Raw genomic sequence first — 21,558 nt, 5'->3', positions numbered from 1 at the left:
TGCCGCCGTCCTGAAAAAAACTGAGGAAAAATCAGGCAGCGTCCACGGAGGCCCAGTACCCCATTACCCGCCGGATGCGAATCGGCAGGGTCTTGGCCAGCAAATCGAGGCTGGCGTCCGGCTGGTTCAGGGAGAACGAGCCGGAAACCCGCAAACCAGCGACTTCGGCGGCGCAGCGCAACAGGCCGGGGCGATAGCGGTCGAGTTCGGCGATCACCTCGCCCAGGGGGCGACGCTCGGCAATCAGCAGGCCCTGGGTCCAGGCATTGGCCGTGGTGGGCACGACGGCCAGGGCGCCGATTCGCTGTTGGGCGACATCCACTTGCTGGCCTGGGCCCAGGTTTAGCGCAGGGGCATGGGCGGTACTCACCGAGCTGCTGCCGGCCAGCAGTTGTACCCGGGTGCCGTTGATGCCCGGCAAGCCAACGCTGAGGATCAGTTGTGAGCGCGGCGCGAGCTGGATGCGTCCATCGGCGGTGATGATCTGCACGGGTGCGGCGTTGCCCAGGGTCAGCAACAGGCGGCCGCTGTTGAGCCGCAGTTGCAAGCCCTGGGGGCTGGCCTGCTGATCGAGGCTGGTGCGGGTGTCCAATTGCAGGCTGGCGCCAGCGACCAGTTGCAACTGGCGGCGCTCGCCGGTGGCGGTGTGATAGTCGCTGAACAGCTGCGGCAACAGCAGTCGTTCGCGCACGCTCCAACTGCTGGCGGCCACCACGCCCAGGCCGACGATGCCCTTGAGCAGGGTGCGCCGCCCCGGGTGGCTGCGAGCCTGCAGCAGTTGCCGGGCACGGGGCGCAGGCAGGCTGCGGGTGCTGTCGCGCAGGTCCTGGCCGATGCCGGCCAGGCGCTGCCAGGCCAGTTCATGCTGCGGGTCGGCCCGGCGCCAGGCCAGGCAGGCGGCCTGCTGCTCGGGGCTGCTGATGCCCGATTGCAGCAGCACCAGCCACTCCAGAGCCTGGTCCAGAACCTGCTGTTCTACCGCGCCCTGATCGTCCACCGGCTGGAAGGCGTTCATCCCGGGTACACCGCCGCATAGCAATGGCGGTAGGCCTTGAGCATGGCTTTTTGCACCACGTTGACCGAGAGCTGCAGGCGTTCAGCAATCTGCGGGTAGGTCAGGCCTTCGAGTTGGGACAGCAGAAACACCTCGCGCACCCGGCCGCCCAGGCCGTCCAGCACCTGGCCCACGGCGTCCAGCGCCTCGAGTACCAGCAGTCGGGTTTCCGGCGAAGGCTGGTGCTGCGGCTCCAGCTGCGCGAGGGTCTCCAGGTACGCGCGCTCCAGGGCCTGGCGGCGGAAATACTGCCCGCACAGGCGGCTGGCCACGGTGTTGAGGTAGGCCCGGGGTTCGCGCAGCACCGGCAGTTGCTCGCTGCGCAAGATGCGCACGAAGGTGTCCTGCGCCAGGTCCATGGCCTGGTCCTGGTTGCCGAGCTTGCGTCGCAGCAGTTGCACCACCCAGTTGTGATGCTGGAGGTAGAGCTCGCCAACGGCGTGCTGGAGCGAAGGGGTGGGCACCATCGATAAGGGTTCCGAGGTCGAGGTGAGCGAAATGGGTGCTTATGGTAATGCTTCTCATTATTGGATGCTTGAATTTTTATCACTGTCCACCAGGGCTTGTCGTCACCCTGAGCCGGGGTTGTGGGCTAAATGGTTGTAAGGTACAACTAAGTACCTCACTTGCGAGGTCACCCTTATGTCGAGCCAATCCGCTTCCCTTATCCCGCAGTTGCGCCAAGCGTCCCGGCAGATGGTCCGCGAGCTGGGCTTCATGCAAGCCACCCTGGCCGCCACCGACTACCCACCCTCGGCGGTGCATGCGTTGCTGGAGATCGGCCAGGGCCATGCCTTGACAGCCGGTGATCTGGTGACGCTGCTGGGGCTGGAGAAATCCAGCGTCAGCCGCCTGGTGCGCAAACTGGTGGAGGCGGGCGAGATCAGCGAACTGGCCCATGAACAGGACGCCCGCTCGAAGAAACTGCAACTCAGCGCCCGCGGGCGCCAGACCCTGGAGGGCATCGACCATTTCGCCCAGACCCAGGTGGCCGCGGCCCTAGCGCACCTGACCGCGGAACAGCAGCGCAGTGCTTCTGCGGGCATCGCCGACTATGCCCGAGCGTTGCGCGCGGTGCGTCTGGGCGAGGCGCCCGAGCAGCTCGCATGCGGCACCATCGCCCGGGGCTACCGACCGGGGGTGATTGGCCGTATCGCCGAGATGCACGCTTGTTACTACGCCGCTCGTGCCGGCTTCGGCCAGCCCTTCGAAAGCCTGGTGGCGGCGGACATGGCCGAGCTGATGGGGCGTTTGCACAACCCGCGCAATGAAGTCTGGGTGGCGCTGCAGGGGGAACGGATTGTCGGTTCCATTGCCATTGATGGGGAGGGCGAGGGCGACGAGGCGATCCTGCGTTGCTTCATTCTCGATGAGGCTGCTCGCGGCCTGGGACTGGGCCGGCGGCTGCTGGTCGAGGCGCTGGCGTTCTGCGACCAGTGGAACTTCGCTGCCACCCGCTTGTGGACCTTCAAGGGCCTGGATGCGGCACGCGCGCTGTATGAGGAACAGGGTTTTGTGCTGGTGCAGGAACAGCTGGGCGAGCAATGGGGCGCGACCGTGACCGAGCAATGTTTTGTGCGGCCGGGAGTGGAACCTTGTAGCCGCTGCTGAGCCTGCGAAGCTGAGCAAAGGCCCGCAGGGCCTTGCTGGCGATTTTGGGTCTAACCCGTAGCGGCTGAAAACCTGCATCCCGGCGATACAGTGCTCGCAGCCTGCGGCAGCGGCTACAGCCAGGCGTTCGGTGGTAGGGTTAGCCCCCTGGAAGATTATCGATCTGTGGAGTACCTCCCATGCAAGCCATCAAGCTCAGCCTGCCGGCATCCCTGGACAACCTGAAGCTCGTCGAGCTGCCCGACCCGGGCCAGCCCGGCGCCGGGCAGGTCCGGGTGCGGATCCATGCCTGTTCCCTGAACTATCACGACTATGCGGTGGTGACCGGCGGCCTGCCCACCGCCGATGGACGAATTCCCATGGCCGATGGCGCCGGTGTGGTGGAGGCCGTGGGCGAGGGCGTCAGCGAATTCAAGGTCGGCGACGCGGTGGTGTCCTGCTTCTTTCCCCATTGGCATGACGGTGGCCCGGCCATCGCCGACTTCAGCACCACCCCTGGCGACGGCGTCGATGGTTATGCCCGGCAGGTGGTGATCCAGCCCAGCCACTGGTTCACCCATGCGCCCAAGGGCTACAGCCACGCCGAAGCCGCAACCCTGACCACGGCTGGGCTCACCGCCTGGCGCGCACTGGTGGTAGACGGCGGCCTCAAGGCCGGTGAGACCGTCCTGGTGCTGGGTACGGGCGGGGTATCGATCTTCGCCTTGCAACTGGCCAAGGCCATGGGCGCCACGGTGATCGCCACTTCGTCCTCGGACGCCAAGCTGGCGCGGGTACGCGAGCTGGGGGCTGACCACACCATCAACTACCGCACCCAGCCGGAGTGGGGCGCCGAGGTGCTCAAGCTCACCGGCGGGCGGGGCGTCGATCATGTGGTGGAAGTCGGCGGCCCGGGCACCCTGGCCCAGTCCATCACTGCGTGCCGGATCGGTGGGCACATCGCCCTTATCGGCGTGCTCACCGGTTGGGCCGGGCCGGTACCCACGGCAGCCCTGATGGCCAAGCAGCAGCGCCTGCAAGGCTTGATCGTCGGTAGCCGCCAGCAGCAGGTGGAGATGGTCCGTGGCCTGGAAGCCACCGGCATCAAGCCGGTGATCGACAGCACCTTCCCCTTGGCCGAGATCGCCAAGGCCTTCGCCCATGAAGCCTCCGGCGCCCACCTGGGGAAAATCTGCCTGAGCCTTTGAGGTCCAGCCAGGGCAACGTCGGTCGCTACTCCGGCGTTGCCGTCCATACTGCTTCAACGGTGTGCCGCAATCCGCTCTGGAAGGGCTCTGGCCATGTTGAAGTTCTCCGCTCATCACTACCCCTATGCCTCGCAACGCCAGAGCGTGTTCGCTCGCCGTGGCATGGTCGCGACGTCCCAGCCACTGGCTGCCGAGGCCGGTATCCAGGTCCTGCGCCAGGGCGGCAACGCCATCGACGCGGCGATTGCCACGGCTGCGGTGCTTACAGTGGTCGAGCCCACGGGTTGCGGCCTGGGCGGCGATGCCTTTGCCCTGGTCTGGACCCAGGGCCAGCTCCATGGCCTGAGCGCCAATGGCCAGGCTCCGGCAGCCCTGAACATCGATGCGGTGAAGGCCGCGGGGCATGTGCGGATGCCGCTCCATGGCTGGACGCCAGTGACCGTACCTGGCTGCCCGGCGGCCTGGGCCGAATTGTCCCGGCGCTTTGGCCGGTTGGCGTTTGCCCGATTGCTGGAGCCGGCCATCGAGCTGGCCCGCGACGGTTTCCCGTTGTCGCCGGTGGTCGCCCTGCAATGGCAGCGGGCCCTGGAGTTGTTCAGCGCGCAGGGTGATCCGGTACTGGAGCCCTGGTTCGCGACCTTCCTGATCGAGGGCCGTGCACCGCGGGCCGGTGAAGTGTTCCGCATCCCGGCCCTGGCCCAGACCCTGCATGCGCTGGCGGCCAGCGCTGGTGAAAGCCTGTATCGCGGCGAGCTGGCCCAGCGCCTGGACGCCCATTCCCGGGCCACGGGCGGTTACCTGCGGGCCAGCGACCTGCAGGATTACCGGCCGCAATGGGTGCAGCCGATCAAGATCGATTACCGAGGTTATGAAGTCTGGGAAATTCCCCCCAGCGGCCAGGGGCTGGTGGCGTTGATGGCCCTGAAGCTGCTCGAAGGTTTCGAGTTCGACCAGCGCGACAGCCCGCGCACATGGCACCTGCAACTGGAGGCCCTGAAGCTGGCCTATAGCGACGGCTTGCACTACATCACCGATCCGACCCATATGCGGGTGGCGGTCAGCGACCTGCTCAGCGATGCCTACAGCCGGCGCCGCCGGGCACTGATCGGTGACCAGGCGCGGCTCCCGACGGCGGGCGATCCCCAGGCCAGTGGCACGGTGTACCTGGCCACGGCCGATGCCGAGGGCAACATGGTCTCGTTCATCCAGAGCAACTACCACGGGTTCGGTTCGGGCGTGGTGCTGCCTGACAGCGGCATCGCCCTGCAGAACCGTGGCCAGGAGTTCAGCCTCGACCCGGCCCATGCCAATTGCCTGGCCCCGGGCAAGAAGACCTTCCATACCATCATCCCGGGGTTTCTCAGCCAGGGGGGCGTGCCCCTGGGGCCTTTTGGCGTGATGGGCGGCTACATGCAACCGCAGGGGCATGTCCAGATGGTGACGAACCTGGTGGACTTCGGCCTGAACCCTCAAGCGGCACTGGACGCCCCGCGTTGGCAATGGCTGGGCCAGCAGCAGGTCGCCATCGAGCACAGTGCCCCTGGCGAGTTGCTCGAGGCACTGGTTCGCCGTGGGCACCAGGTCCAGGTTGCCCATGATCTGAGCCGCTTTGGTCGCGGCCAGATCATCCTGCGCGACCCGCAAAGCGCAGTGCTCTGTGGCGGCACCGAGCCCCGGGCGGACTCGCATATCGCTGTCTGGTAGGCGCTAGGTGTGTGGCGCCTGGGTCAGCGCTGGCCCAGGCTCTGTTCCATGCGCCGGATGCCTTCTTCCAGCAGTGCCCGTGGACAGCCGAAGTTCAGGCGCACGAACTGCTGGCAGTCGTCGCCGAATTCCAGCCCGGCACTGAGGCCGACCTTGGCCTGTTCGAGGAAGAAGGCGTGGGGATCTTCCAGGCCCAGGCCACTGCAATCGAGCCAGGCCAGGTAGGTGCCTTGCGGTGCGTGCATGCGGATGCCCGGCAAGCGAGTGCGCACCGCTTCGAGCAGGTAGTCGCGATTGGCTTGCAGGTAGGCGATCAGCTCCTGGCGCCAGGCGTCGCCCTGGGTCAGGGCGGCGTGGGTGGCTTCCAGGCCCAGGGGGCTGACGCTGTCCACCATGCCGGCGCGGGCGTTGTTGAAGGCCAGGCGGGTGGCGGGGTCCTGGACGATGGCGAAGCAGGTCTTCATGCCCGCGACGTTGTAGGCCTTGCTGGCCGACATCAGGGTGATGGTGCGCCGGGCGATCTCCGGGCCGAGGGTGGCGGTGGGGATGTGCCGGCGACCGTCGAAGCACAGCTCGGCGTGGATCTCGTCGGATACGATCAGCGCGCCCTGTTCCAGGCAGGCCTCGGCCACTGCTTGCAGTTCTTCCCGGGGGAAGACCTTGCCCAGGGGGTTGTGCGGGTTGCTCAGCAGTAGCGCGCCGGCGCCCTGCAGGGCCTGGCGCAGTTCGGCCAGGGGCGTGGTGTAGGTGCCTTCGGCGGTGACCTGGAACGGCACCTCGATCTTGCGCAGTTGCCAGTTGTCGGGAGCCAGGCGCAGGGGCCGGTAGTTGGGGGTCTGCACCACCACCTGCTGGTGTGGCTTGACGAAGGCGTGCAGGGCCATGTTGAAGCCCGGCTCGACCCCGGGCAGGAAGATCAGCTCGTCGGGTTGCACGCGCCAGGCGTACTTGTGCCACAGGTCGGCGACGACCGCCGCGCGCAGCTCGTCGCGGGCCACGCTGTAGCCCAGCAGCGGGTGCTCCAGGCGCTGGCGCAGGGCATCGATGATCTCCGGCGCCGCGGCGAAGTCCATGTCGGCCACCCACATCGGCAATACGTCCTCGGGGTAGCGGCTCCACTTGGTACTACCGGTGCCGTGGCGTGGGTGCAGGGTATCGAAGTCGTAGCTCATGGGCGGGTCTCGTCGGCTTGCAAGGCAAAGGTGCAGAGATTCTAGCTGGCTTGTCCGGCATTGGGCATGGCCCCTGGGGTGCGCCTGCAAGGCAGCTTTTTCCTTGCCTGTGCCTCTTAAAAGCCTCGTTTCGCGATACCTGGGGTTCGGCGAACAATGGCCCCGGCATGCGCCTGCCCCTAGAGATGGGGTGTGCTGGCGCTGCACTACCGATCGGTTTGTTCTTCCTACAAAAACAACAGGGGGCAAGCGATGAATTGTCCTTCGAACATGACCTGGCCGGCCCCTGCACCCGGGCCCCGGGATACTTCCAACGAACCGGGCCATGGCGCCCGCGGCAACACCGCCAGGGCCTTGTGGCCTGCGGTACGGCACTGAAGAGCTTGCTCTTGCCTGGCGCGGTACCGCCCGTGGCTACGGTCGTTGCCAGGCTCATGCAGTGCGGGTTCGTGCGGGCGGACCGGCTTATTCGAGGATGGGTACATGTCCAATATCTTGCGTTGCGGTGTTGCGTGGTCGTTGTTGGTGCTGTGCACCGGCGTGGCGGCCGAGCCGCGGAACCTCACGGTCATCTCCTTTGGCGGCGCGACCAAGCAGGCCCAGGAACAGGCGTACTTCCAGCCGTTCAACCAGAGTGGCGCGGCTCGGGTGGTGGCCGGCGAATACAATGGCGAGCTATCGAAGATCAAGGCCATGGTCGAAGTCGGCAAGACCAGCTGGGACGTGGTCGAAGTGGAGAGCCCCGAGCTGCTGCGCGGTTGCGACGAAGGGCTGTTCGAGCCCCTGGACCTGGGCAAGTTTGGCGACCCCGGGCAGTTCGTACCCGGCACCCTGACCGAGTGCGGGGTGGCGACTTATGTCTGGTCGATGGTCATGGCCTTCGCTCCGCAAAAGCTGGCCAGGGCGCCGGAGTCCTGGGCCGATTTCTGGAATCTCAAGGATTTTCCGGGCAAGCGTGGCTTGCGCAAGAGCGCCAAGTACACCCTGGAGATTGCCCTGTTGGCCGATGGCGTAGCGCCAGCCCAGCTGTACCAGGTACTGGGTACCCCGGAGGGCGTGAGCCGGGCTTTTGCCAAGCTCGACCAGATCAAGCCGTACATCCAATGGTGGGAAGCCGGCGCCCAGCCGCCACAATGGCTGGTGGCCGGGGACGTGGCGATGAGCGCCGCGTACAACGGGCGGATCGCCATGGCCCAGAAGGAGGGCATGCAGTTGAGCATCCTCTGGCCCCAGAGCCTGTACGACCCGGAGTACTGGGCGGTGGTCAAGGGGTCGCCGAACAAGGCGCTGGCCGAGGAGTTCATCCGCTTCGCCAGCCAACCGGAGGCGCAGAAGGCGTTCTCGCAGCACATCCCCTACGGGCCGGTGCACCGCCAGGCCCTGGGGCTGCTACCGCCTTCGGTACAGCGACAGTTGCCTACCTATGAAGCCAACTTGCAGGGCGCGCGAGCGGTGGATGCCGGCTTCTGGGTCGACCATGGCGAGGACCTGGAGCAGCGCTTCAACGCCTGGGCCGCCCGCTGAGCGAGCGCATCCTGGTTGGCAGGTTCAGGGCAAGGGATAGCTGCCGGGCACCAGCAGTTGCCGGTCGATCTGCTCGATCCGGGTGTGGCCACAAAGTGCCAGGGTCAGGTCCATTTCCCTGGCGATGATCTGCAAGGCCTGGCTGACCCCGGCCTGGCCCAGCGCGCCGAGGCCATACAGGTGGGCCCGGCCGATCATCGCGCCCTGGGCGCCCAGGGCCAGGGACTTGATCACGTCCTGGCCGCTGCGGATGCCGCTGTCGATCCAGACTTCGGCCTGGCCGCCAACGGCGTCGACAATGGCCGGCAGCATGGCGATGCTCGAGGGTGCGCCATCGAGCTGGCGTCCGCCGTGGTTGCTGACGATCAGCGCATCGGCGCCGCTGGCCACTGCCAGGCGGGCGTCTTCTACGTCGAGGATGCCCTTGAGGATCAGGGTGCCGCCCCAGCGTTGCTTGATCCACTGGATGTCGTCCCAGCTCAGGCAAGGATCGAACTGCTGGTAGGTCCATTCCGCCAGTTGGCGCATGTCGTGCACGCCCGTGACGTGGCCCATGATGTTGCCGAAATGCCGACGCCGGGTGCCCAGCATGCCGGCGACCCAGCGCGGTTTGCCCAGCAGGTTCAGCAGGTTGGCCAACGTCGGCCGGGGCGGGGTGCTGAGGCCGTTCTTCAGGTCCTTGTGTCGTTGCCCGCTCAGTTGCAGGTCGAGGGTCAGCACCAGGGCGTCGCAGCCTGCGGCCTTGGCCCGGTCGATCAGCCGGCCGACGAAGTCGCGGTCGCGCATCACGTACAGCTGGAACCAGAACGGCGCGGCCGTGGCTTCGGCCACGTCCTCCAGGGAGCAGATGCTGACCGTGGACAGGGTGTAGCGGATGCCGGCCGCTGCTGCGGCCCGGGCCGCGAGGATTTCGCCATCGGCGTGGACCATTCCCGCCAGGCCGGTGGGAGCGATGGCCAGGGGCATGGCCATGTCGACGCCCAGCCTGTGTACCTGCAACGAGCGATCGTCGATGTTGCGCGCCACCCGCTGGCGCAACTTGATCCCTGCGAAGTCGGCCTGGTTGGCGTGGTAGGTGCTTTCGCTCCAGGAGCCGCCATCGACATAGTCGTAGAACATCCGCGGCACCCGGCGCCGGGCCAGCCGGCGCAGGTCTTCGATGCAGGTGATGATGGGCATGGCGCACTCCTGTGTGATGGATCGCAGCAGACTAGTGCGCCGGGCCGAACAGGTTGCGGAAAACAATTCCCGGCGTGCGGGCGGTTTTTTCCCAGGTCCCGGCAAGGCGTGCCTCAACCCAGGGCGTGGGCGCTGCCCTGGACCACGGCGTCGCGGCAGATGCGTTGCAGCCAGTGGGCCAGGTCCTGGGCGGCGGGCGAGGACTGCGGGATGTCCAGGGTGTAGTGGTAGGACGGCGGGCTGCTGACTTCCCCGAGGATCACCAGGCGTCCCTGGGCCAGCCAGCTACGCGCCAGGGACGGACGGGCCAGCACCACGCCCTGGGCATTGGCCGCGGCCTCCAGCAGCATGCCCAGGTCCAGCAGGGTCGGCCCCTGGTCGGGTTCCGGCAAATCCAGGCCGGCGGCCTGCAACCAGGGGCGCCAGGGTTCCAGGGGCGAGCGCAGCAGAGGCAGCCGGGCGAAGTCCTCCGGTAGTTGCAGAGGGCGGAAGCGGGCGAGTAGGGCAGGGGCAGCCATTGGCAGCAACTGTTCATCCAGCAAACGCTTGGCTGCTGGCGCCTCGAGACTGTCGCCACGGACCTCGAGGTTGCATTGGCCATTACTGGTGTTGGACAAGGGCGCCGAGAGCTGGATCTGCAGGTCGATCTGCGGATGGGCCCGACTATGTTCGTCAAGGCGTGGGATCAGCACCTGCCGGGCGAAGGTCGGTGGGCTGCACAGGATCAGCCGCTGCTTGCGCTGCACGGTGCGCCGGTGTTGGGGAATGTCCAGCAACTGTTGCAGTACCGGGGCCACCTGTTCCAGGTACAACTGGCCATCGGCAGTAAGCCGCAAGCTACCGCCCTGGCGCTCGAACAGGCTCACCCCCAGCAGTTGCTCGAGCCCGGCAATGCGCTTGCGCAGCGCGCTGCCCGTCAACGCCAGGACCTCGGCCGCCTGCTCGAAACTCTTCAGCCGGGCGGCACTTTCGAAGGCCAGCAACGCATCCAGGGAGGGTAGGCGGTAGTCGTTGAAAGCCTTCATCGGGATTCCTTCGGGGACGGGCCAGCAGCGGATCTTACGGGGTGGTGCGATGCAGGGCGAGCAATGCCCGGGGATGTATGGGATCATCCGCCCCTGGCCACGGCGCAGGGAGCGGACGCTCCCAGCCCGAAAAGCCTTAGAAACCCCTCGCTAGAAAAAATATCGAATAAGAGTTGCCAGGACTGGAAAACACGTCCATAATTGCGACCATTCCTCAGCGAGGAAACGGAAAAACTCTTTATAAATCAACAGGTTAGATAAAGAGTTAGGAAGATCGAAAAGATCTCCAAGCCGTTCCAGTTTGTACGTGTCCAGTGTTGTTTTTCAGGCATTGGACATTTGGGGCCGAGTAGCAAAATGGTTATGCAGCGGATTGCAAATCCGCCTACGCCGGTTCGATTCCGACCTCGGCCTCCACCCTTGAAACCCCGTAGATTAACGTCTACGGGGTTTTTTATTGCCTGAAATTTGGGTGATCGCTTCCGCAAATTTTTGGATCGCTTCCGCAATTAGCCTGTTTTTGGCGTCGCACTGAAGAGAATTTCCCTTCCCAGAGTGCGGGCTGGTGATGGTTCTCGGCTAAGATGTTTTCCCTTCGTTCCTATGGATCTTTCGGACTTGGCGATTATGGGTTGAAAGCAGCCTTTAGTGACGGGCTGCTATTGGCCGATTGCTGCCTATGATCAGCAAGAATCGATCCAAAGCTGCCTGCTACAGTCGGTAGGCGATGAAAAGGGCCGACAAGTCCTAGTATAAGCGCTAGAGTGACGTCTGAAAGCTATCATTGAGGCCACTTAGAGGGCGCGCCTTTGGTCTGCTGATCGTGCTCTTCTAGTAAAAAGGTTAGATAGCTGCGAGCAAGGTTGCAATACAGGCGCGCTTCGTGAGGCTGGATCGCGATGCCTTCTTTTAGATCGGTTCCGTGGCGGACGCCGCCTCCTGTCGGCGATGAAAGGTAGCCGTGCAATGTCGTCATCCAGGTCAGAATACTTTCTTGCGCCTTGCCCCGCTCTCGCTTTCTCATCTCGTTGATGATTGGCCCAAAATACTTCCCCTGAATCGTCACTGTGTCCTCGCCCATACCCCGAAAGGCTGTCGTGATCGACTCCAGAAGGAAAAGAATTTCTTGAACCGCGCGCCGGCCCTGACCTGCATCGAGCAGCCGTTCAGACTCTGCCAGGCATTCGTCGATAAGTGCGTGGGCCTGTTCATCCAGCGAGGGTGCTAAACGCGGTACAGTGATCGGCGTATAGACACGCGTTGCGATTAAATCAGGCAGTAGAATTTCATAGCCCGCATCATGCTCCGCGATGATAGCGTTGATAATTTGGAGGTCTGGCACGCCCAGTCCGGACTGTTCGAGATCTACGCAGCAGTTCCAAAAAGCCTCGATAAACAAAGGCGCATTCTCAGCCGAGCTAACCATGAGCCGAGATAAATCACTCCACGCCCAGTCCAGACTGCTGCTTCGACCAGTCCCGCCGAAGCCGTTTTTGCATTGCTCAACTACATGCCATACATTCCCCTGCGATGCAATTTTTTCAATCAGATCATAAAAATCACGGACGACGCCTTGCGGAATTGGCCCCGGGGATTTGAAACGCCACGACTTATCGAACTTTAGCAATTCATCTGTCCTCACAATCATTAAGAACCCCGAGCTCAATAGCCGCCCCAAAATACAACAGTCACCTAAACTTTCAAAGTTCAGCGCTTCCGAATGGCCATTCATGGCCGCTCTCGGCCTGTCACAATGGACGGGAGTCGGCCAAAAGCAGGCGTCGGTGACCGATAGCTGACGACCAAATACTCACTACTCTCATCGTTGCTATTAGTCATAAAGATAACCGTTCGCCTATCCTTTGTTCAGGCCTCCGTGGTGCTGTGTTGATTGACCAATCATCAAACTAAGGGTTGGCTTTCACAGTTTTAGTGAGTGGAGCGAGCGTCTTAATCTACTTGTTAGCAGGCATACTCCACACGGCGTATTGTTCCATCAATCATTTCTAGCTGATAGAGCTCACAATGAGCGTACCGAGAAGAGATTAGCTTCAAAATTTCAGATTTTATCTCTGGGCTAATTTTCAAACCAAACGTAATAGATTTTAGTTCATCAGGATAGAATTTATTATCCGTATAGAGAGCCTCTCCGACAGGGTTTACTTTGTGAATCACTCGCCACTCTTTTTCGTATTCCCAGTCTTTTGTTTTTGTATGATAGATAGCCAATCTTGTTTCTTTGTTTTGTTCTGAGCTAGGCCCATACAGAAGAAAATCCACAGCACTGCCAATTGTTGGAGCTTCATTGGTGTACCTTACTTTTTCGGCCGCGCCGAATGGGGTTGAAAGCTCATCAATATGCTGAAATCCTAGCATACAGCCTTTGTAACTGTCCCCATAGTGTGCCCACATTAAAGGGCTGAGCTCGTTTTCAGTTAAACAGAAACAACGGAGGGTGCCATTGTTATTCAATTCTGTGCTTTTTCTAAAAAGTAGCTCTAAGCTTTCTATGGGTTTCGGAATAACTGATTCGAGTTTTTTTAATATTGTCTTTTGGGCGATGCCTTGTTTTTTTAGTTGCCGCAGCAGCCCAATAATTTCTTGTGTCCACTGTGAATAAATAGATAGATTGGCATCCATGCCTGAATACGCAATATCAATAAGCTTGTTTGGGTAAATAGATTTAGCTTCATCGAAGCTTGGAGATAATATCGGCATTCGCTGGAGCTCACTAGCATCATTAAACTGGCAAGGACTTTGCCACCTCAAACGCCCTGTTCTTAATACTATCTGTGTAGTGCTGGCAGTTGTATATTTATAAAGAATATCTGGTGCTTTCATTTCCTTTCCTCAAAAACAACCATAAACAGACTATACAAGTGACGCTGGGCAGGTGCCGATAAGGCTGAATCGTTTTTCGAATGAAGCGAATCGACTATTTAAGCTTTGGGCGGTAGGCTGCTGCAAGCGCCGGTGTTTAGGGTCGTACGCTTCCGGTAGACGGCAGTTCGATGTGCTAGGGATGATTTGTTTTAGCTCTACAATTGATTTCATTTATAGAATTGCACCACAACTCCATCTATTAAATCGTCAAATGTAATTATTTCCAAATCTCGATGATCTGACATGATTTCCCGCCATACATCAGACTCAAAATCGCTTCTACGGCCAACGACAAGCCATCTGCGAGGTTTGTGAACTTTAAATCCATACTTTTCTTCAAACCATCTTCTGTTGTTCGGGTCATCAAAATAAGTAGCATATACTCTGGTCTGAGAAATATAAGAATTTAACCAGGAAGAGAATGTTTCTCTGTTTTGGCCGCCAACAATGAAGCCCTTATCAATTTGCGGAAGCTTGAACTCGACGATATCTGCATAGCCGTTGGGCTGCAAAACAAAAAAATCTGGCCTTATGTTATTCCTTTTTTCGCTCTGCCACTCACAGGTTAATTCGGGGAATACATCTTTTGCTCCAAATTTCATGGTTAGGATGAATTTGTTTTCTTCCTTCGATAAGTGGGTCGTTATATCAGGCTCCGTGCTTTTGAAGTTGCCCCACACTTCGATAAACCTATTGATCTTTGGTAGCTGAATATATTTGTAGTCATCAGGCGTGGGATAAGAGTAATGTGCGTCATGTTCTACAAATTTTTTAATCTCATACAGATTAAAACCAATACGGTCGAGTTTTTCATCGCTGCTATCAAGATGAATTGGAAAGAAGTCTAGCCATTTTATATGCCTGGTTCTTAATCCAGAGTCGTCGGCATCAAAAAACATTCCATTTACGACTCTAGTAAATTGCCCTTTCATAGGCGCTGGGCTTGGCACATTAAAGCCCATAATGCTATTTTGAGCTGCAAAATTCCATTTCAACTCTGTAAGCTTGTCCCAGCCTTTATTTGTCGGCAGCACCAAGTCTTCACTGAACGGCGGCAAGGGCATTGAAAGTATACTGCTTGAGGTTGAATCATATTCGAAACCTATGATTTTTTCGAAAAGGTTGCACTCTTTTGCCGAGTAGTCATGACATTTAAGGTTAAGCACTCCGTCGGTTTTTAGCTTCTCAGTAACCTCTGGGCCGACATACTCTACAGCGATGTGGGTTCGACCGATATACACAATAATTTCTTCAGGATTTAGCAGGAAGCCAGGAGCTGTTTTTATGAGACTCGGGTTCTCTTGCACATATCCCCATAGTGGGGCCAGATAATTGCTCATCACATCCTGCATAAAGGCCATTGTCAATTCTTTTGCAGGAGAATCTAATTTCTCTTTTTCGTACATTTATATAGAGCCTAAATGATGATCAATTGAAAATCATCGCTAAAAAATAATTTTTATAAGTGCTGGTTTTGTTGCATAGAATTTTGCTTGTTCATAACTGCTTATCTGGACTGGATGCTACTGTGAAACTCCAAACAGATAATAGACGATAAAAATTGGATGGTATGCAGATTACGAAGTCATGAGTAGCATGTCTACAGTCTGCTTGGGGCCGTCTACGAATGGCAGCTATTGGCCGTTAACTGCCGATTATGATTTTTGGAAGCAGGGATTCACTTCGTAGGTTTAACAATTTCACCAACCCTCCTATAGACCTTCTTCGTCATCTCCTCGGTTGAGTGCCCCAGCAACCGGCTAGCATGCGTCAGCTCGATCTCACTAGCCGCCTTCGGTCGAATGTCCTTGAACTGAAACTGCCGAATGCTGACAGCCAGTGCCGGATCACCATCGACCGCAGCTTTGATGGCAGCCTTCTCCCGCGCATCGTCCCAGCGGTTGCGCAGCATCTGCTGGCTCATTCGTAGCCCCGACGCGTTGGTGATCAGCGTCGACGTCCTGATGCCGTTGATGGTCCTGCGTTCTTGGAGATCCTCGATAAAAGCACTCAAGCCAGACTGCACGCCTTCTTCCTCCAGGCGCAGGCGTAAACGCTTTTCGGTCTTGCCCTGGCCTATCAGTAAGAACCCGTTGTTTAGGTCGGTGGCGGCGATCTTGAGCACGTCCGCGGGGCGTTGTCCGGTCAAATAGGCCAGGTCCATCGCGTCCTTGAGTTCCTGCACTGCCTCGGCGTAGACCGCATTCCATACGGTCTCGCCGGCGTAGTAGTCCCTGGGCTTTTCTTTGTTGCGGCGAACGCCGAAGCACGGGTTGGCTTTGTCGGTCAGGCCCCACTCTCGGGCGATGGTGAACGCGTGGGAGAGCAGGGCGATTTCTCGATTGGCCCTGACCTTGGCGGTTCTGGCATCGCGGTATTGGGCGATCACCTGGGGGGTGATCGATTCGATAGGTGCGTTTTCAAAGGCTCTCCTGAGTTGCTTGAGTTCCTTGCGGTTGTCCGATTGGGTGCGGATTGATTTGCCGGGGATGATCTCCTTTTCGTACCGGTCGAATACGTAGCTCATCAGGTGGTTGGGCTTGGGTGGTGCTCTATGTTCCAGCCTGGCCCATTCCACCTTGGCTTGATCGAGGTCGGTGCCCAGGGGGATTTCCTTGCGTTTGCCGGCGGTGTCCCTGCCGTCGTAGTAGTACGCCGTCCAGATCTGGCCGTTCTTGCCCTTTCTGATACGGCGCACCATGCGCGGCGGCAGGTCGCGGTTGGCTGTGGTTCTCTTGCGCACGGGTCAGCTCACATTCGCAAGGTTGAGCGACCAGACTTCAGTCACGGCACTAGCTGCAGAGGGTTTAACGCCGGCTAATTTCATCCTGGCGTAGACCCGGCCTACGATGGGGCGTCGGGCACCGGTCAGAACAAACTCCCAATGGTTGTTGGTCAGCCATTGGATCTGTTTGGACGGGAGCTGGTAACCCGTGATGGTTGCGAGCTCGTCGTCGGCCAGGGTTTCGCTTTGTAGTTCCATTGTTATGCCTCCTGAGCCTGTAGCGCTGGCTGGTAACCCTTGATCGTCGACGGGTGCTTATACCCCTGAGCAGGCTGCGCGAGCGGCCCACTCTGGGCGTTCAGCATTGCTCCAGTTGTGGCAGCCCCGCGCAGCTTCTCGTGGGGTATACGCACCTCGGTGGTGTTGCGGGCAAGAGCAGTAATGCCTGCTGCTGCGCAGCAGAGGCTCTTTGTTTTCTGCGCGTCGACGCTGGCGGCGTTGCGGAGCAAAGCGGTCATGGCTTGGGCGGTGGGCTGAGCGTGCGGCATGCCGCTTTCCTCCGGTTTCTGATAGCGGGCTGGTCCTTCGATCTGCTGGCTCATGCCGCTTCCTCCTGTGCTGCTGGCTCCAGTAGGGCGGCCATGGTCAGGGCTTGATCGCGCAGCGAGCGCGAATCTCTTTCGAGTTTTTCCCCGGTCTTGAAGGCGCTGAATGTCTCGGCGGCGATGCGCAGCAGATCCGCGATGGCCAGCAGCGTCTGGCGGTGTGCTGGCTTGAGCGCTTGGCTGTCCTGCAGGTGTTTGTGCAGTTGAACCAGCCTTTGGTTATCGGCTCGCACGAACTTGAGGGCGGTTGTCAGCTCGCGCAGGGTTCTAGCATTGTCCGCTTGAGCAAGGGCTTTGCCTTCCTCGATCCCTGCCTCTCGGCCATTGCTACGGCCAACCAGGTAGCCGGCCCAGTAGAGCAGGGCGACGTTGAGTATCAGGCCGATCAGGGCAATGATCTGTATGTGGGTCATGTGTTGTGCTCCTCAGTAGAACCCGCCGCCGGGCGTGTACGTGGTGAGAGGACGGCGGCGGGTGTTGCGCTGGTTTATCCCTGGGCGGCGAGGGCTATGGTTGAATCAAGCGGCTGTCTTACTTGCTTGGTCGTCGAGATAGCTGGCCAAGTCGTGCAGGTAGACCACCCAGGGCGCCCGGACGGAGTGGTGAATCCGTTTGATCGTCAACTTGATGCGGCCCCTACGGATCTCGGCCAGCAGGTACTTATCCGTGTGGATGTGGGGGAAATACTCCTGCCGCACGGCCGCAAGGGTTGGGCACGGGGTGGTGAACTGGCGCCGCAGTTGGTCGAGGGTTTCGCTCATGGACTGGCCTCCCCGGACCCCGCCAGGGGCCGCAGCTTGGCGCGGATCAGATCGGCCAGCCCCTGGGCATCAGCGCTGCGGGCGGTGGCGCAGATATGGCCGTGTGAATCGGCCACCACTGCGCCCCACACGTCGGGAGTGTTGGTGGGGGTGACAAAGGCCATTAGCCCAGGTGCGAGTACGCTGTTAACGCGGCGGGTTACTGCTGCCAGTTCGTCGCCAGCCGCGGCGGGTTCGCCACTGGTCTGTGGCCTCAGGGTCATGACGTCTAGGTTCCCCAGGACGATCGGGATCAGGGTGAGGGTGCCGTCGGTGTGGGTGAAGGCGTGGAGTTGCTTGGTCTTCATGGCGGTGGTCTCAGGCAGCTGTGCGCTGGGGACGGTTGCGGATGCATTCCAGCAACTGGTCGACCTTGACCTTGAGGTGCGAGATCGACTCTGTGTTGGTCAACAGCAAATCGCCGGGCTTTAGCTCAACGCCGGCTTCGCTGATGTGCGGGTTCACTGCTGGAGCTTCTGTCCGCCAGATGTGGACCACCACGCCGCCACGACGGCGGATGAAGTCCGCTTCGTTCTCGAAGCGCACATCGCTGACCACGAACCCGATCACGCTCGTTAGGGCGTTCTGCAGGTAGTTCAGGTTCTGTTCTGCGATCTTGACCCAGACGTCTGGGTTGCCAGCCACCGCCGGCACCTGCGGCGTGGTTCATGGAGCAGCGCGAGCCGAACTTGACCCCGCGGCTGCTCAACGAATTGTCGCTATCGCCGGGGACGGTGACCAAGGATTGATCGCTTTGCGGGCATGCCAGGACTACGTCAAAGGAATTTCAGCAAAGTGATTGTGGCTGGTAGGTGCGCCTGCACTAAGCAAAAAACCTCAAACTAACCCAATAACAGAGCAGTAAAGGTCAACGAAGGGCCGAGAAGTCACCCAACGTGGTGAGCAGATTCTCCGCTGATGGCCGTGCCTACGTTTAGGCGATCTGAAAATCCGATTTTTTCAACAGAATCGGCCAAAAGTGGATGCTAGAATGCCACGGTGGCGTTCTCATCTATCCATCCCAAATAGGCGCGCTCATGCACTTGATCTGTGTGGTTGAAGAAGCATTTGATTTGCAGAACCAGTGCTGCGTAATTGCCCCAGGCATACCCGTTGATTTCCAATATCCGATAGCCCGGGGAGCAGGGCTTGTCATCGAAACGCCTTCAGGTGGACGGATGGTCACATGCATCATAGATATCTTGCTACTTAAAAAGACTGCTCCATTGATGCACGCACCGTTTTCTTTGCAACTTGGCATACGAAAAGTGGATATACCTCGTGGTAGCAAAGTTTTCTTAGTTCTCTAGATGGCTGAAGGGAAAACAAAGCGTCCGCTTCTGGCCGGATGCAGAAGTTGGACTAGAAATTGATTTGCACACTATTTTATTGATGGGGGCATTGATGATTACAGGAAAATCGAAGGTGTTCCGCGTTCTGCCGCGTAGTCAGTTGAGGGAAGCGGAGTTCGATTTCTTTCCCGTTTGGTCAGAGCACTATGACTTCGACGAAATCGACGATGTAGTTCGCTGGGGGTTGGATCGCGAGCAGGTGCTTGCTTTGTTTGAAATCAACTCACCAGGTGACGAGCATTGTGTTTACACGTTGCTGGAGTCGAACCCGTTTCCGCCAAGGATGCGGATTTACATCCGAGCAACAATTGAGACTGCAGATGGGAAGCTCCTGAAGGGCTCAGTGATGAATGAGGATGCATTTTGCCTGGAAGTTTTCCACGCAGGTGCAGCCTTCACGTTCAGCCGACATCCCATGTTGTGCGACTTAAACCAGAAGGAAGAGATCAGGCTGCTAAAGGCGCTTGGGTCTAATACACAGATTTTCCCTATCACCTATCGTACAGACTTCAACAACTGCGCAGGCGGGCCTATTGGTGGAACATTCATTTACGAGCACGCAGCGAAGGAGCGCTAGAACCCAGGAGAAGGAAATCGATGGCTAATTATTTTTCTACTTCAAGCATAATCTTCTGGCCGAAAGCTGCCTGCCGTGGCCGATTGTAATGGGTCGGCTTGTGCCGCTCAGGGTCACTCAGGTGTTGATTGACTCCGTGAGTTACACAACTGCAAATCGTGGGAATGTTTAGGGCCAATTTAGGGCCAATTTAGGGCGAAATGAAGCCGTTACAGACCGTTATAGGCAATTGGCCGAAACCGGCCGCCCAGGACAGACCAGGCAAAACTTTGGAGCGTCCCTTCAGACCATTATTAGGATTAGGAAAAAATCCGAGGGTGCAATACTAGGCGGTCTGAGGGACTGTTTCGAAAAAATAACTGCCGCGAATCCCCTCATCAGTTATCCCTTCAGCACTTATAGAAGATGCTAAAAGCCTGGGGGGATATAACCGGGAACATAAGGAATATTTTGGCACTTGCCATGAAATACTTCTCCATTCTGAATTTTGAAAAGCACTATTTTTTTTGCTTTGTTCACCGTTGCTTCAATTTTGCATTCGGAGCTATGAGCGACGTTCTCGTAATACTCGGTATGGGTCAAACCATTACTGCCGTGTGTCATGGATGTTCCGGCTGCCTCAGTTGTCGACCACTGAGAGGATTTGTACCACGTCATTACGACAAGTGTACCTGCATCAGGATCTTGAGTTGCTTTCATCGTATCGGGCCTGCCAAACAGATTCAGCGCCTCTTGGGCATCGCGACCTTCCCAACGACTTTGAGCAATTAAGGAACAGCCGCTGCTTACCATTATTCCTGACACTGCTAGCATTAAAGAAAACGTTTTAATCCATTGATATATCATGGAGTTTACCTTACCTGGACTTTTCAGGGTTTTTGTTGTTTAACATTTCATCCAGCTCTTCCATTGGGCTCTTCGGCGGTGCTTGTACCTCCGTGATGATCCCGAGCATTTTCATCTGATCAAATTTACCCAGTGACAACATGCCGTTGAAGACTCGATCTTGGGGATTACATACAAAGGCAAATGTATATAAAAGCGCCTCGTCATCCAACGTATGCCACTCATTGGAGACTTTTAAATCCCGGCGTGCGTAGCTCGTTCGTTCTATTGATGTTCCTTTAAGAAAGCGGGCTCTGTGCTTGGAGCACTGGACTTCAACTGAATAGACATCCGCCAATGGCTTGGATGGGTCAGCGAAGACTTGGTTTACATCTACTGACTGAAGCCCATCCGCCGCTTGACTCCGTGGCGTCATGGACGTGAGATCAGCGACAAACACTATGTTGTTTTTGCCCGTGCCTATGCTATAGACACGCCACCAATCGCCAATGGGGTTCGCTTTGTCAGCTATCGCTGAAGTGGAGGCAGCAAGTAGTAAAGTAATTGGTATGACGTATTTATTTAACTTCAAAAACTCTGGCATGCTGTGTCGTGCCTCCTTGAACATGAATTTGTTATCCATTTACATTAAATCAATCAAGCCAAACAAGCACGCTAAAAAATAGAATTTCTCAACTGAGTATCTAGAGTCAGTGATATTTGCTGGCCAGCATATGCTGCCATGCTCGTAGCGTCTGGCGATTAAATTAAGAAGCAAATTAGCTTCGTTACAATCAAGAAGTAAATAACATATTTCATCGATTGTCATCAACTTCGAGCGTTAAACTACCCAGCCAAACGTCCCTTGTGATACTGCGCGACTAGTCGGAATGTCCGATTGACTGGAATCTCAGAATGGCAGCACTAGTCGGGACTATGATCCCCGTAGGAGGGGGGGAGTCAACTAGCACAAATGTACTAGTTCGAGCGCTTGAAGAAACCCTGGAAAGGACTTCAAGGTTTGGTGAAACACCCACCACGCACAAACGGAGCAGTTGAGTTCCGTTGGAAGAGATGTCCCTGTTGATCAACCTTGGCAAAGAGGGTTATTGCGAACAAGGGTTGATTAGGCGAAAGCCAGCCGAGGTGGGACTGGCCTGCTCGTCTAGGGGATGTGGGCCTTTTTAGTGGTCGCGGTAACCATGCCCCTGGTCTGTCCCGGAGCTGGTGGACAGGTAGTTAAGAGTTACTGCTCGCATAGCGCCGCTCAAACTCCATCGGGCTGAGATAGCCCAACGTCGAGTGGCGGCGACGGTGATTGTAAAAGCGGATGTA

At 58.4% G+C, this 21,558-nt stretch carries 24 protein-coding genes, 1 tRNA gene and 1 pseudogene; 7 read left to right on the top strand and 19 right to left on the bottom strand.

What is annotated here, in order from left to right; all coding sequences use genetic code 11:
• Positions 1–31: 31 nt before the first annotated feature.
• Positions 32–1,015, bottom strand: coding sequence for a DUF4880 domain-containing protein (locus GDH07_RS24970; protein WP_152899224.1), 984 nt, complete (start codon positions 1,013–1,015; stop codon positions 32–34).
• Positions 1,012–1,521, bottom strand: coding sequence for a sigma-70 family RNA polymerase sigma factor (locus GDH07_RS24965; protein WP_152899223.1), 510 nt, complete (start codon positions 1,519–1,521; stop codon positions 1,012–1,014). Before GDH07_RS24965 ends, GDH07_RS24970 begins: the two co-directional genes overlap by 4 nt.
• A 175-nt stretch (positions 1,522–1,696) precedes the next feature.
• On the opposite strand from GDH07_RS24965, the gene GDH07_RS24960 reads away from it, so the two are divergent.
• From GDH07_RS24960 to GDH07_RS24950, 3 genes are all read left to right on the top strand, one after another.
• Positions 1,697–2,665: a GNAT family N-acetyltransferase gene (locus tag GDH07_RS24960; protein ID WP_152899222.1), complete on the top strand. Its 969-nt coding sequence runs from the start codon at positions 1,697–1,699 to the stop codon at positions 2,663–2,665.
• Between the two features lie 179 nt (positions 2,666–2,844).
• On the top strand, positions 2,845–3,852 hold the full coding sequence (locus tag GDH07_RS24955; protein ID WP_022639275.1) for a zinc-dependent alcohol dehydrogenase family protein: 1,008 nt from the start codon (positions 2,845–2,847) through the stop codon (positions 3,850–3,852).
• Between the two features lie 93 nt (positions 3,853–3,945).
• Entirely contained in the window at positions 3,946–5,556 is a 1,611-nt protein-coding gene (locus GDH07_RS24950) for a gamma-glutamyltransferase family protein (protein WP_152899221.1), read from the top strand.
• Positions 5,557–5,579: 23 nt separating this feature from the next.
• Here GDH07_RS24950 and GDH07_RS24945 read toward each other — a convergent pair whose 3' ends face one another.
• Positions 5,580–6,728 (bottom strand): MalY/PatB family protein, encoded by a 1,149-nt coding sequence (locus GDH07_RS24945; RefSeq protein ID WP_152899220.1) that lies wholly within the window; start codon positions 6,726–6,728, stop codon positions 5,580–5,582.
• Between the two features lie 483 nt (positions 6,729–7,211).
• Here GDH07_RS24945 and GDH07_RS24940 point away from each other — a divergent pair, with 483 nt between their 5' ends.
• Positions 7,212–8,252, top strand: coding sequence for an ABC transporter substrate-binding protein (locus GDH07_RS24940; RefSeq protein ID WP_152899219.1), 1,041 nt, complete (start codon positions 7,212–7,214; stop codon positions 8,250–8,252).
• A 24-nt stretch (positions 8,253–8,276) separates the two neighbouring features.
• Here the strand turns inward: GDH07_RS24940 and GDH07_RS24935 are convergent, their stop codons facing one another.
• A complete protein-coding gene (locus tag GDH07_RS24935) occupies positions 8,277–9,431 on the bottom strand; it encodes an alpha-hydroxy acid oxidase (protein WP_152899218.1) in 1,155 nt (384 codons plus the stop codon).
• Positions 9,432–9,544: 113 nt separating this feature from the next.
• Positions 9,545–10,456, bottom strand: a complete 912-nt coding sequence (locus tag GDH07_RS24930; RefSeq protein ID WP_152899217.1) for a LysR substrate-binding domain-containing protein — start codon at positions 10,454–10,456, stop codon at positions 9,545–9,547.
• Between the two features lie 343 nt (positions 10,457–10,799).
• Here GDH07_RS24930 and GDH07_RS24925 point away from each other — a divergent pair.
• Positions 10,800–10,873: transfer RNA gene (locus tag GDH07_RS24925), tRNA-Cys, on the top strand.
• Positions 10,874–11,237: 364 nt separating this feature from the next.
• On the opposite strand, the gene GDH07_RS24920 is transcribed toward GDH07_RS24925, so the two are convergent.
• The 10 genes from GDH07_RS24920 to GDH07_RS24875 form a co-directional block, all read right to left on the bottom strand.
• Positions 11,238–12,188, bottom strand: a complete 951-nt coding sequence (locus GDH07_RS24920; protein WP_246196035.1) for a hypothetical protein — start codon at positions 12,186–12,188, stop codon at positions 11,238–11,240.
• Positions 12,189–12,418: 230 nt separating this feature from the next.
• Positions 12,419–13,297, bottom strand: a complete 879-nt coding sequence (locus tag GDH07_RS24915; protein ID WP_152899216.1) for a DUF2971 domain-containing protein — start codon at positions 13,295–13,297, stop codon at positions 12,419–12,421.
• 209 nt (positions 13,298–13,506) lie between these two features.
• Complete coding sequence (locus GDH07_RS24910) at positions 13,507–14,745, bottom strand: Shedu anti-phage system protein SduA domain-containing protein (protein WP_152899215.1); 1,239 nt, start codon at positions 14,743–14,745, stop codon at positions 13,507–13,509.
• A gap of 272 nt (positions 14,746–15,017) precedes the next feature.
• Positions 15,018–16,082 carry a phage integrase gene (locus GDH07_RS24905; protein WP_343038333.1) on the bottom strand — a complete coding sequence of 355 codons (1,065 nt, stop codon included), beginning with the start codon at positions 16,080–16,082 and terminating at the stop codon, positions 15,018–15,020.
• Positions 16,083–16,085: 3 nt separating this feature from the next.
• Complete coding sequence (locus GDH07_RS24900) at positions 16,086–16,322, bottom strand: DUF4224 domain-containing protein (RefSeq protein ID WP_152899214.1); 237 nt, start codon at positions 16,320–16,322, stop codon at positions 16,086–16,088.
• Between the two features lie 2 nt (positions 16,323–16,324).
• A complete protein-coding gene (locus tag GDH07_RS24895) occupies positions 16,325–16,666 on the bottom strand; it encodes a hypothetical protein (protein WP_246196034.1) in 342 nt (113 codons plus the stop codon).
• Positions 16,663–17,082: a hypothetical protein gene (locus tag GDH07_RS24890; RefSeq protein ID WP_152899213.1), complete on the bottom strand. Its 420-nt coding sequence runs from the start codon at positions 17,080–17,082 to the stop codon at positions 16,663–16,665. The genes GDH07_RS24895 and GDH07_RS24890 overlap by 4 nt, the downstream gene beginning before the upstream one ends.
• A gap of 105 nt (positions 17,083–17,187) precedes the next feature.
• Complete coding sequence (locus GDH07_RS24885; RefSeq protein ID WP_152899212.1) at positions 17,188–17,430, bottom strand: pyocin activator PrtN family protein; 243 nt, start codon at positions 17,428–17,430, stop codon at positions 17,188–17,190.
• A complete protein-coding gene (locus GDH07_RS24880; protein WP_152899211.1) occupies positions 17,427–17,777 on the bottom strand; it encodes a hypothetical protein in 351 nt (116 codons plus the stop codon). Before GDH07_RS24880 ends, GDH07_RS24885 begins: the two co-directional genes overlap by 4 nt.
• 10 nt (positions 17,778–17,787) lie before the next feature.
• Positions 17,788–18,039 (bottom strand): deoxynucleotide monophosphate kinase family protein, encoded by a 252-nt coding sequence (locus tag GDH07_RS24875; protein WP_484573191.1) that lies wholly within the window; start codon positions 18,037–18,039, stop codon positions 17,788–17,790.
• 61 nt (positions 18,040–18,100) lie between these two features.
• On the opposite strand from GDH07_RS24875, the pseudogene GDH07_RS32580 reads away from it, so the two are divergent.
• Positions 18,101–18,268: pseudogene (locus GDH07_RS32580) on the top strand (lysis protein); the annotation flags it as partial.
• Between the two features lie 575 nt (positions 18,269–18,843).
• Positions 18,844–19,398: a hypothetical protein gene (locus GDH07_RS24865; protein WP_246196033.1), complete on the top strand. Its 555-nt coding sequence runs from the start codon at positions 18,844–18,846 to the stop codon at positions 19,396–19,398.
• Between the two features lie 408 nt (positions 19,399–19,806).
• Here GDH07_RS24865 and GDH07_RS24860 read toward each other — a convergent pair whose 3' ends face one another.
• The 4 genes from GDH07_RS24860 to GDH07_RS24845 form a co-directional block, all read right to left on the bottom strand.
• Positions 19,807–20,244: a hypothetical protein gene (locus GDH07_RS24860; protein WP_228022280.1), complete on the bottom strand. Its 438-nt coding sequence runs from the start codon at positions 20,242–20,244 to the stop codon at positions 19,807–19,809.
• A gap of 10 nt (positions 20,245–20,254) precedes the next feature.
• Positions 20,255–20,866: a hypothetical protein gene (locus tag GDH07_RS24855; protein WP_053130902.1), complete on the bottom strand. Its 612-nt coding sequence runs from the start codon at positions 20,864–20,866 to the stop codon at positions 20,255–20,257.
• Entirely contained in the window at positions 20,867–21,052 is a 186-nt protein-coding gene (locus tag GDH07_RS32970; protein WP_178124114.1) for an ATP-binding protein, read from the bottom strand.
• Positions 21,053–21,462: 410 nt separating this feature from the next.
• On the bottom strand, positions 21,463–21,558 hold a 96-nt coding region (locus GDH07_RS24845), incomplete at its 5' end, for an IS3 family transposase (RefSeq protein WP_152899209.1).

The organism is Pseudomonas piscis (assembly GCF_009380155.1).
Lineage (GTDB): Bacteria > Pseudomonadota > Gammaproteobacteria > Pseudomonadales > Pseudomonadaceae > Aquipseudomonas > Aquipseudomonas piscis.
The sequence above is the reverse complement of the archived record's forward strand: the minus strand, read 5'-3'. Positions and strand labels throughout refer to the sequence as shown.

Coding starts and splice junctions, on each gene's coding strand:
- GDH07_RS24970 (WP_152899224.1), bottom strand. CDS start 1,015: ATGAACGCCTTCCAGCCGGTGGACGATCAGGGCGCGGTAGAACAGCAG.
- GDH07_RS24965 (WP_152899223.1), bottom strand. CDS start 1,521: ATGGTGCCCACCCCTTCGCTCCAGCACGCCGTTGGCGAGCTCTACCTC.
- GDH07_RS24960 (WP_152899222.1), top strand. CDS start 1,697: ATGTCGAGCCAATCCGCTTCCCTTATCCCGCAGTTGCGCCAAGCGTCC.
- GDH07_RS24955 (WP_022639275.1), top strand. CDS start 2,845: ATGCAAGCCATCAAGCTCAGCCTGCCGGCATCCCTGGACAACCTGAAG.
- GDH07_RS24950 (WP_152899221.1), top strand. CDS start 3,946: ATGTTGAAGTTCTCCGCTCATCACTACCCCTATGCCTCGCAACGCCAG.
- GDH07_RS24945 (WP_152899220.1), bottom strand. CDS start 6,728: ATGAGCTACGACTTCGATACCCTGCACCCACGCCACGGCACCGGTAGT.
- GDH07_RS24940 (WP_152899219.1), top strand. CDS start 7,212: ATGTCCAATATCTTGCGTTGCGGTGTTGCGTGGTCGTTGTTGGTGCTG.
- GDH07_RS24935 (WP_152899218.1), bottom strand. CDS start 9,431: ATGCCCATCATCACCTGCATCGAAGACCTGCGCCGGCTGGCCCGGCGC.
- GDH07_RS24930 (WP_152899217.1), bottom strand. CDS start 10,456: ATGAAGGCTTTCAACGACTACCGCCTACCCTCCCTGGATGCGTTGCTG.
- GDH07_RS24920 (WP_246196035.1), bottom strand. CDS start 12,188: ATGAATGGCCATTCGGAAGCGCTGAACTTTGAAAGTTTAGGTGACTGT.
- GDH07_RS24915 (WP_152899216.1), bottom strand. CDS start 13,297: ATGAAAGCACCAGATATTCTTTATAAATATACAACTGCCAGCACTACA.
- GDH07_RS24910 (WP_152899215.1), bottom strand. CDS start 14,745: ATGTACGAAAAAGAGAAATTAGATTCTCCTGCAAAAGAATTGACAATG.
- GDH07_RS24900 (WP_152899214.1), bottom strand. CDS start 16,322: ATGGAACTACAAAGCGAAACCCTGGCCGACGACGAGCTCGCAACCATC.
- GDH07_RS24895 (WP_246196034.1), bottom strand. CDS start 16,666: ATGAGCCAGCAGATCGAAGGACCAGCCCGCTATCAGAAACCGGAGGAA.
- GDH07_RS24890 (WP_152899213.1), bottom strand. CDS start 17,082: ATGACCCACATACAGATCATTGCCCTGATCGGCCTGATACTCAACGTC.
- GDH07_RS24885 (WP_152899212.1), bottom strand. CDS start 17,430: ATGAGCGAAACCCTCGACCAACTGCGGCGCCAGTTCACCACCCCGTGC.
- GDH07_RS24880 (WP_152899211.1), bottom strand. CDS start 17,777: ATGAAGACCAAGCAACTCCACGCCTTCACCCACACCGACGGCACCCTC.
- GDH07_RS24860 (WP_228022280.1), bottom strand. CDS start 20,244: ATGATATATCAATGGATTAAAACGTTTTCTTTAATGCTAGCAGTGTCA.
- GDH07_RS24855 (WP_053130902.1), bottom strand. CDS start 20,866: ATGGATAACAAATTCATGTTCAAGGAGGCACGACACAGCATGCCAGAG.
- GDH07_RS32970 (WP_178124114.1), bottom strand. CDS start 21,052: ATGACAATCGATGAAATATGTTATTTACTTCTTGATTGTAACGAAGCT.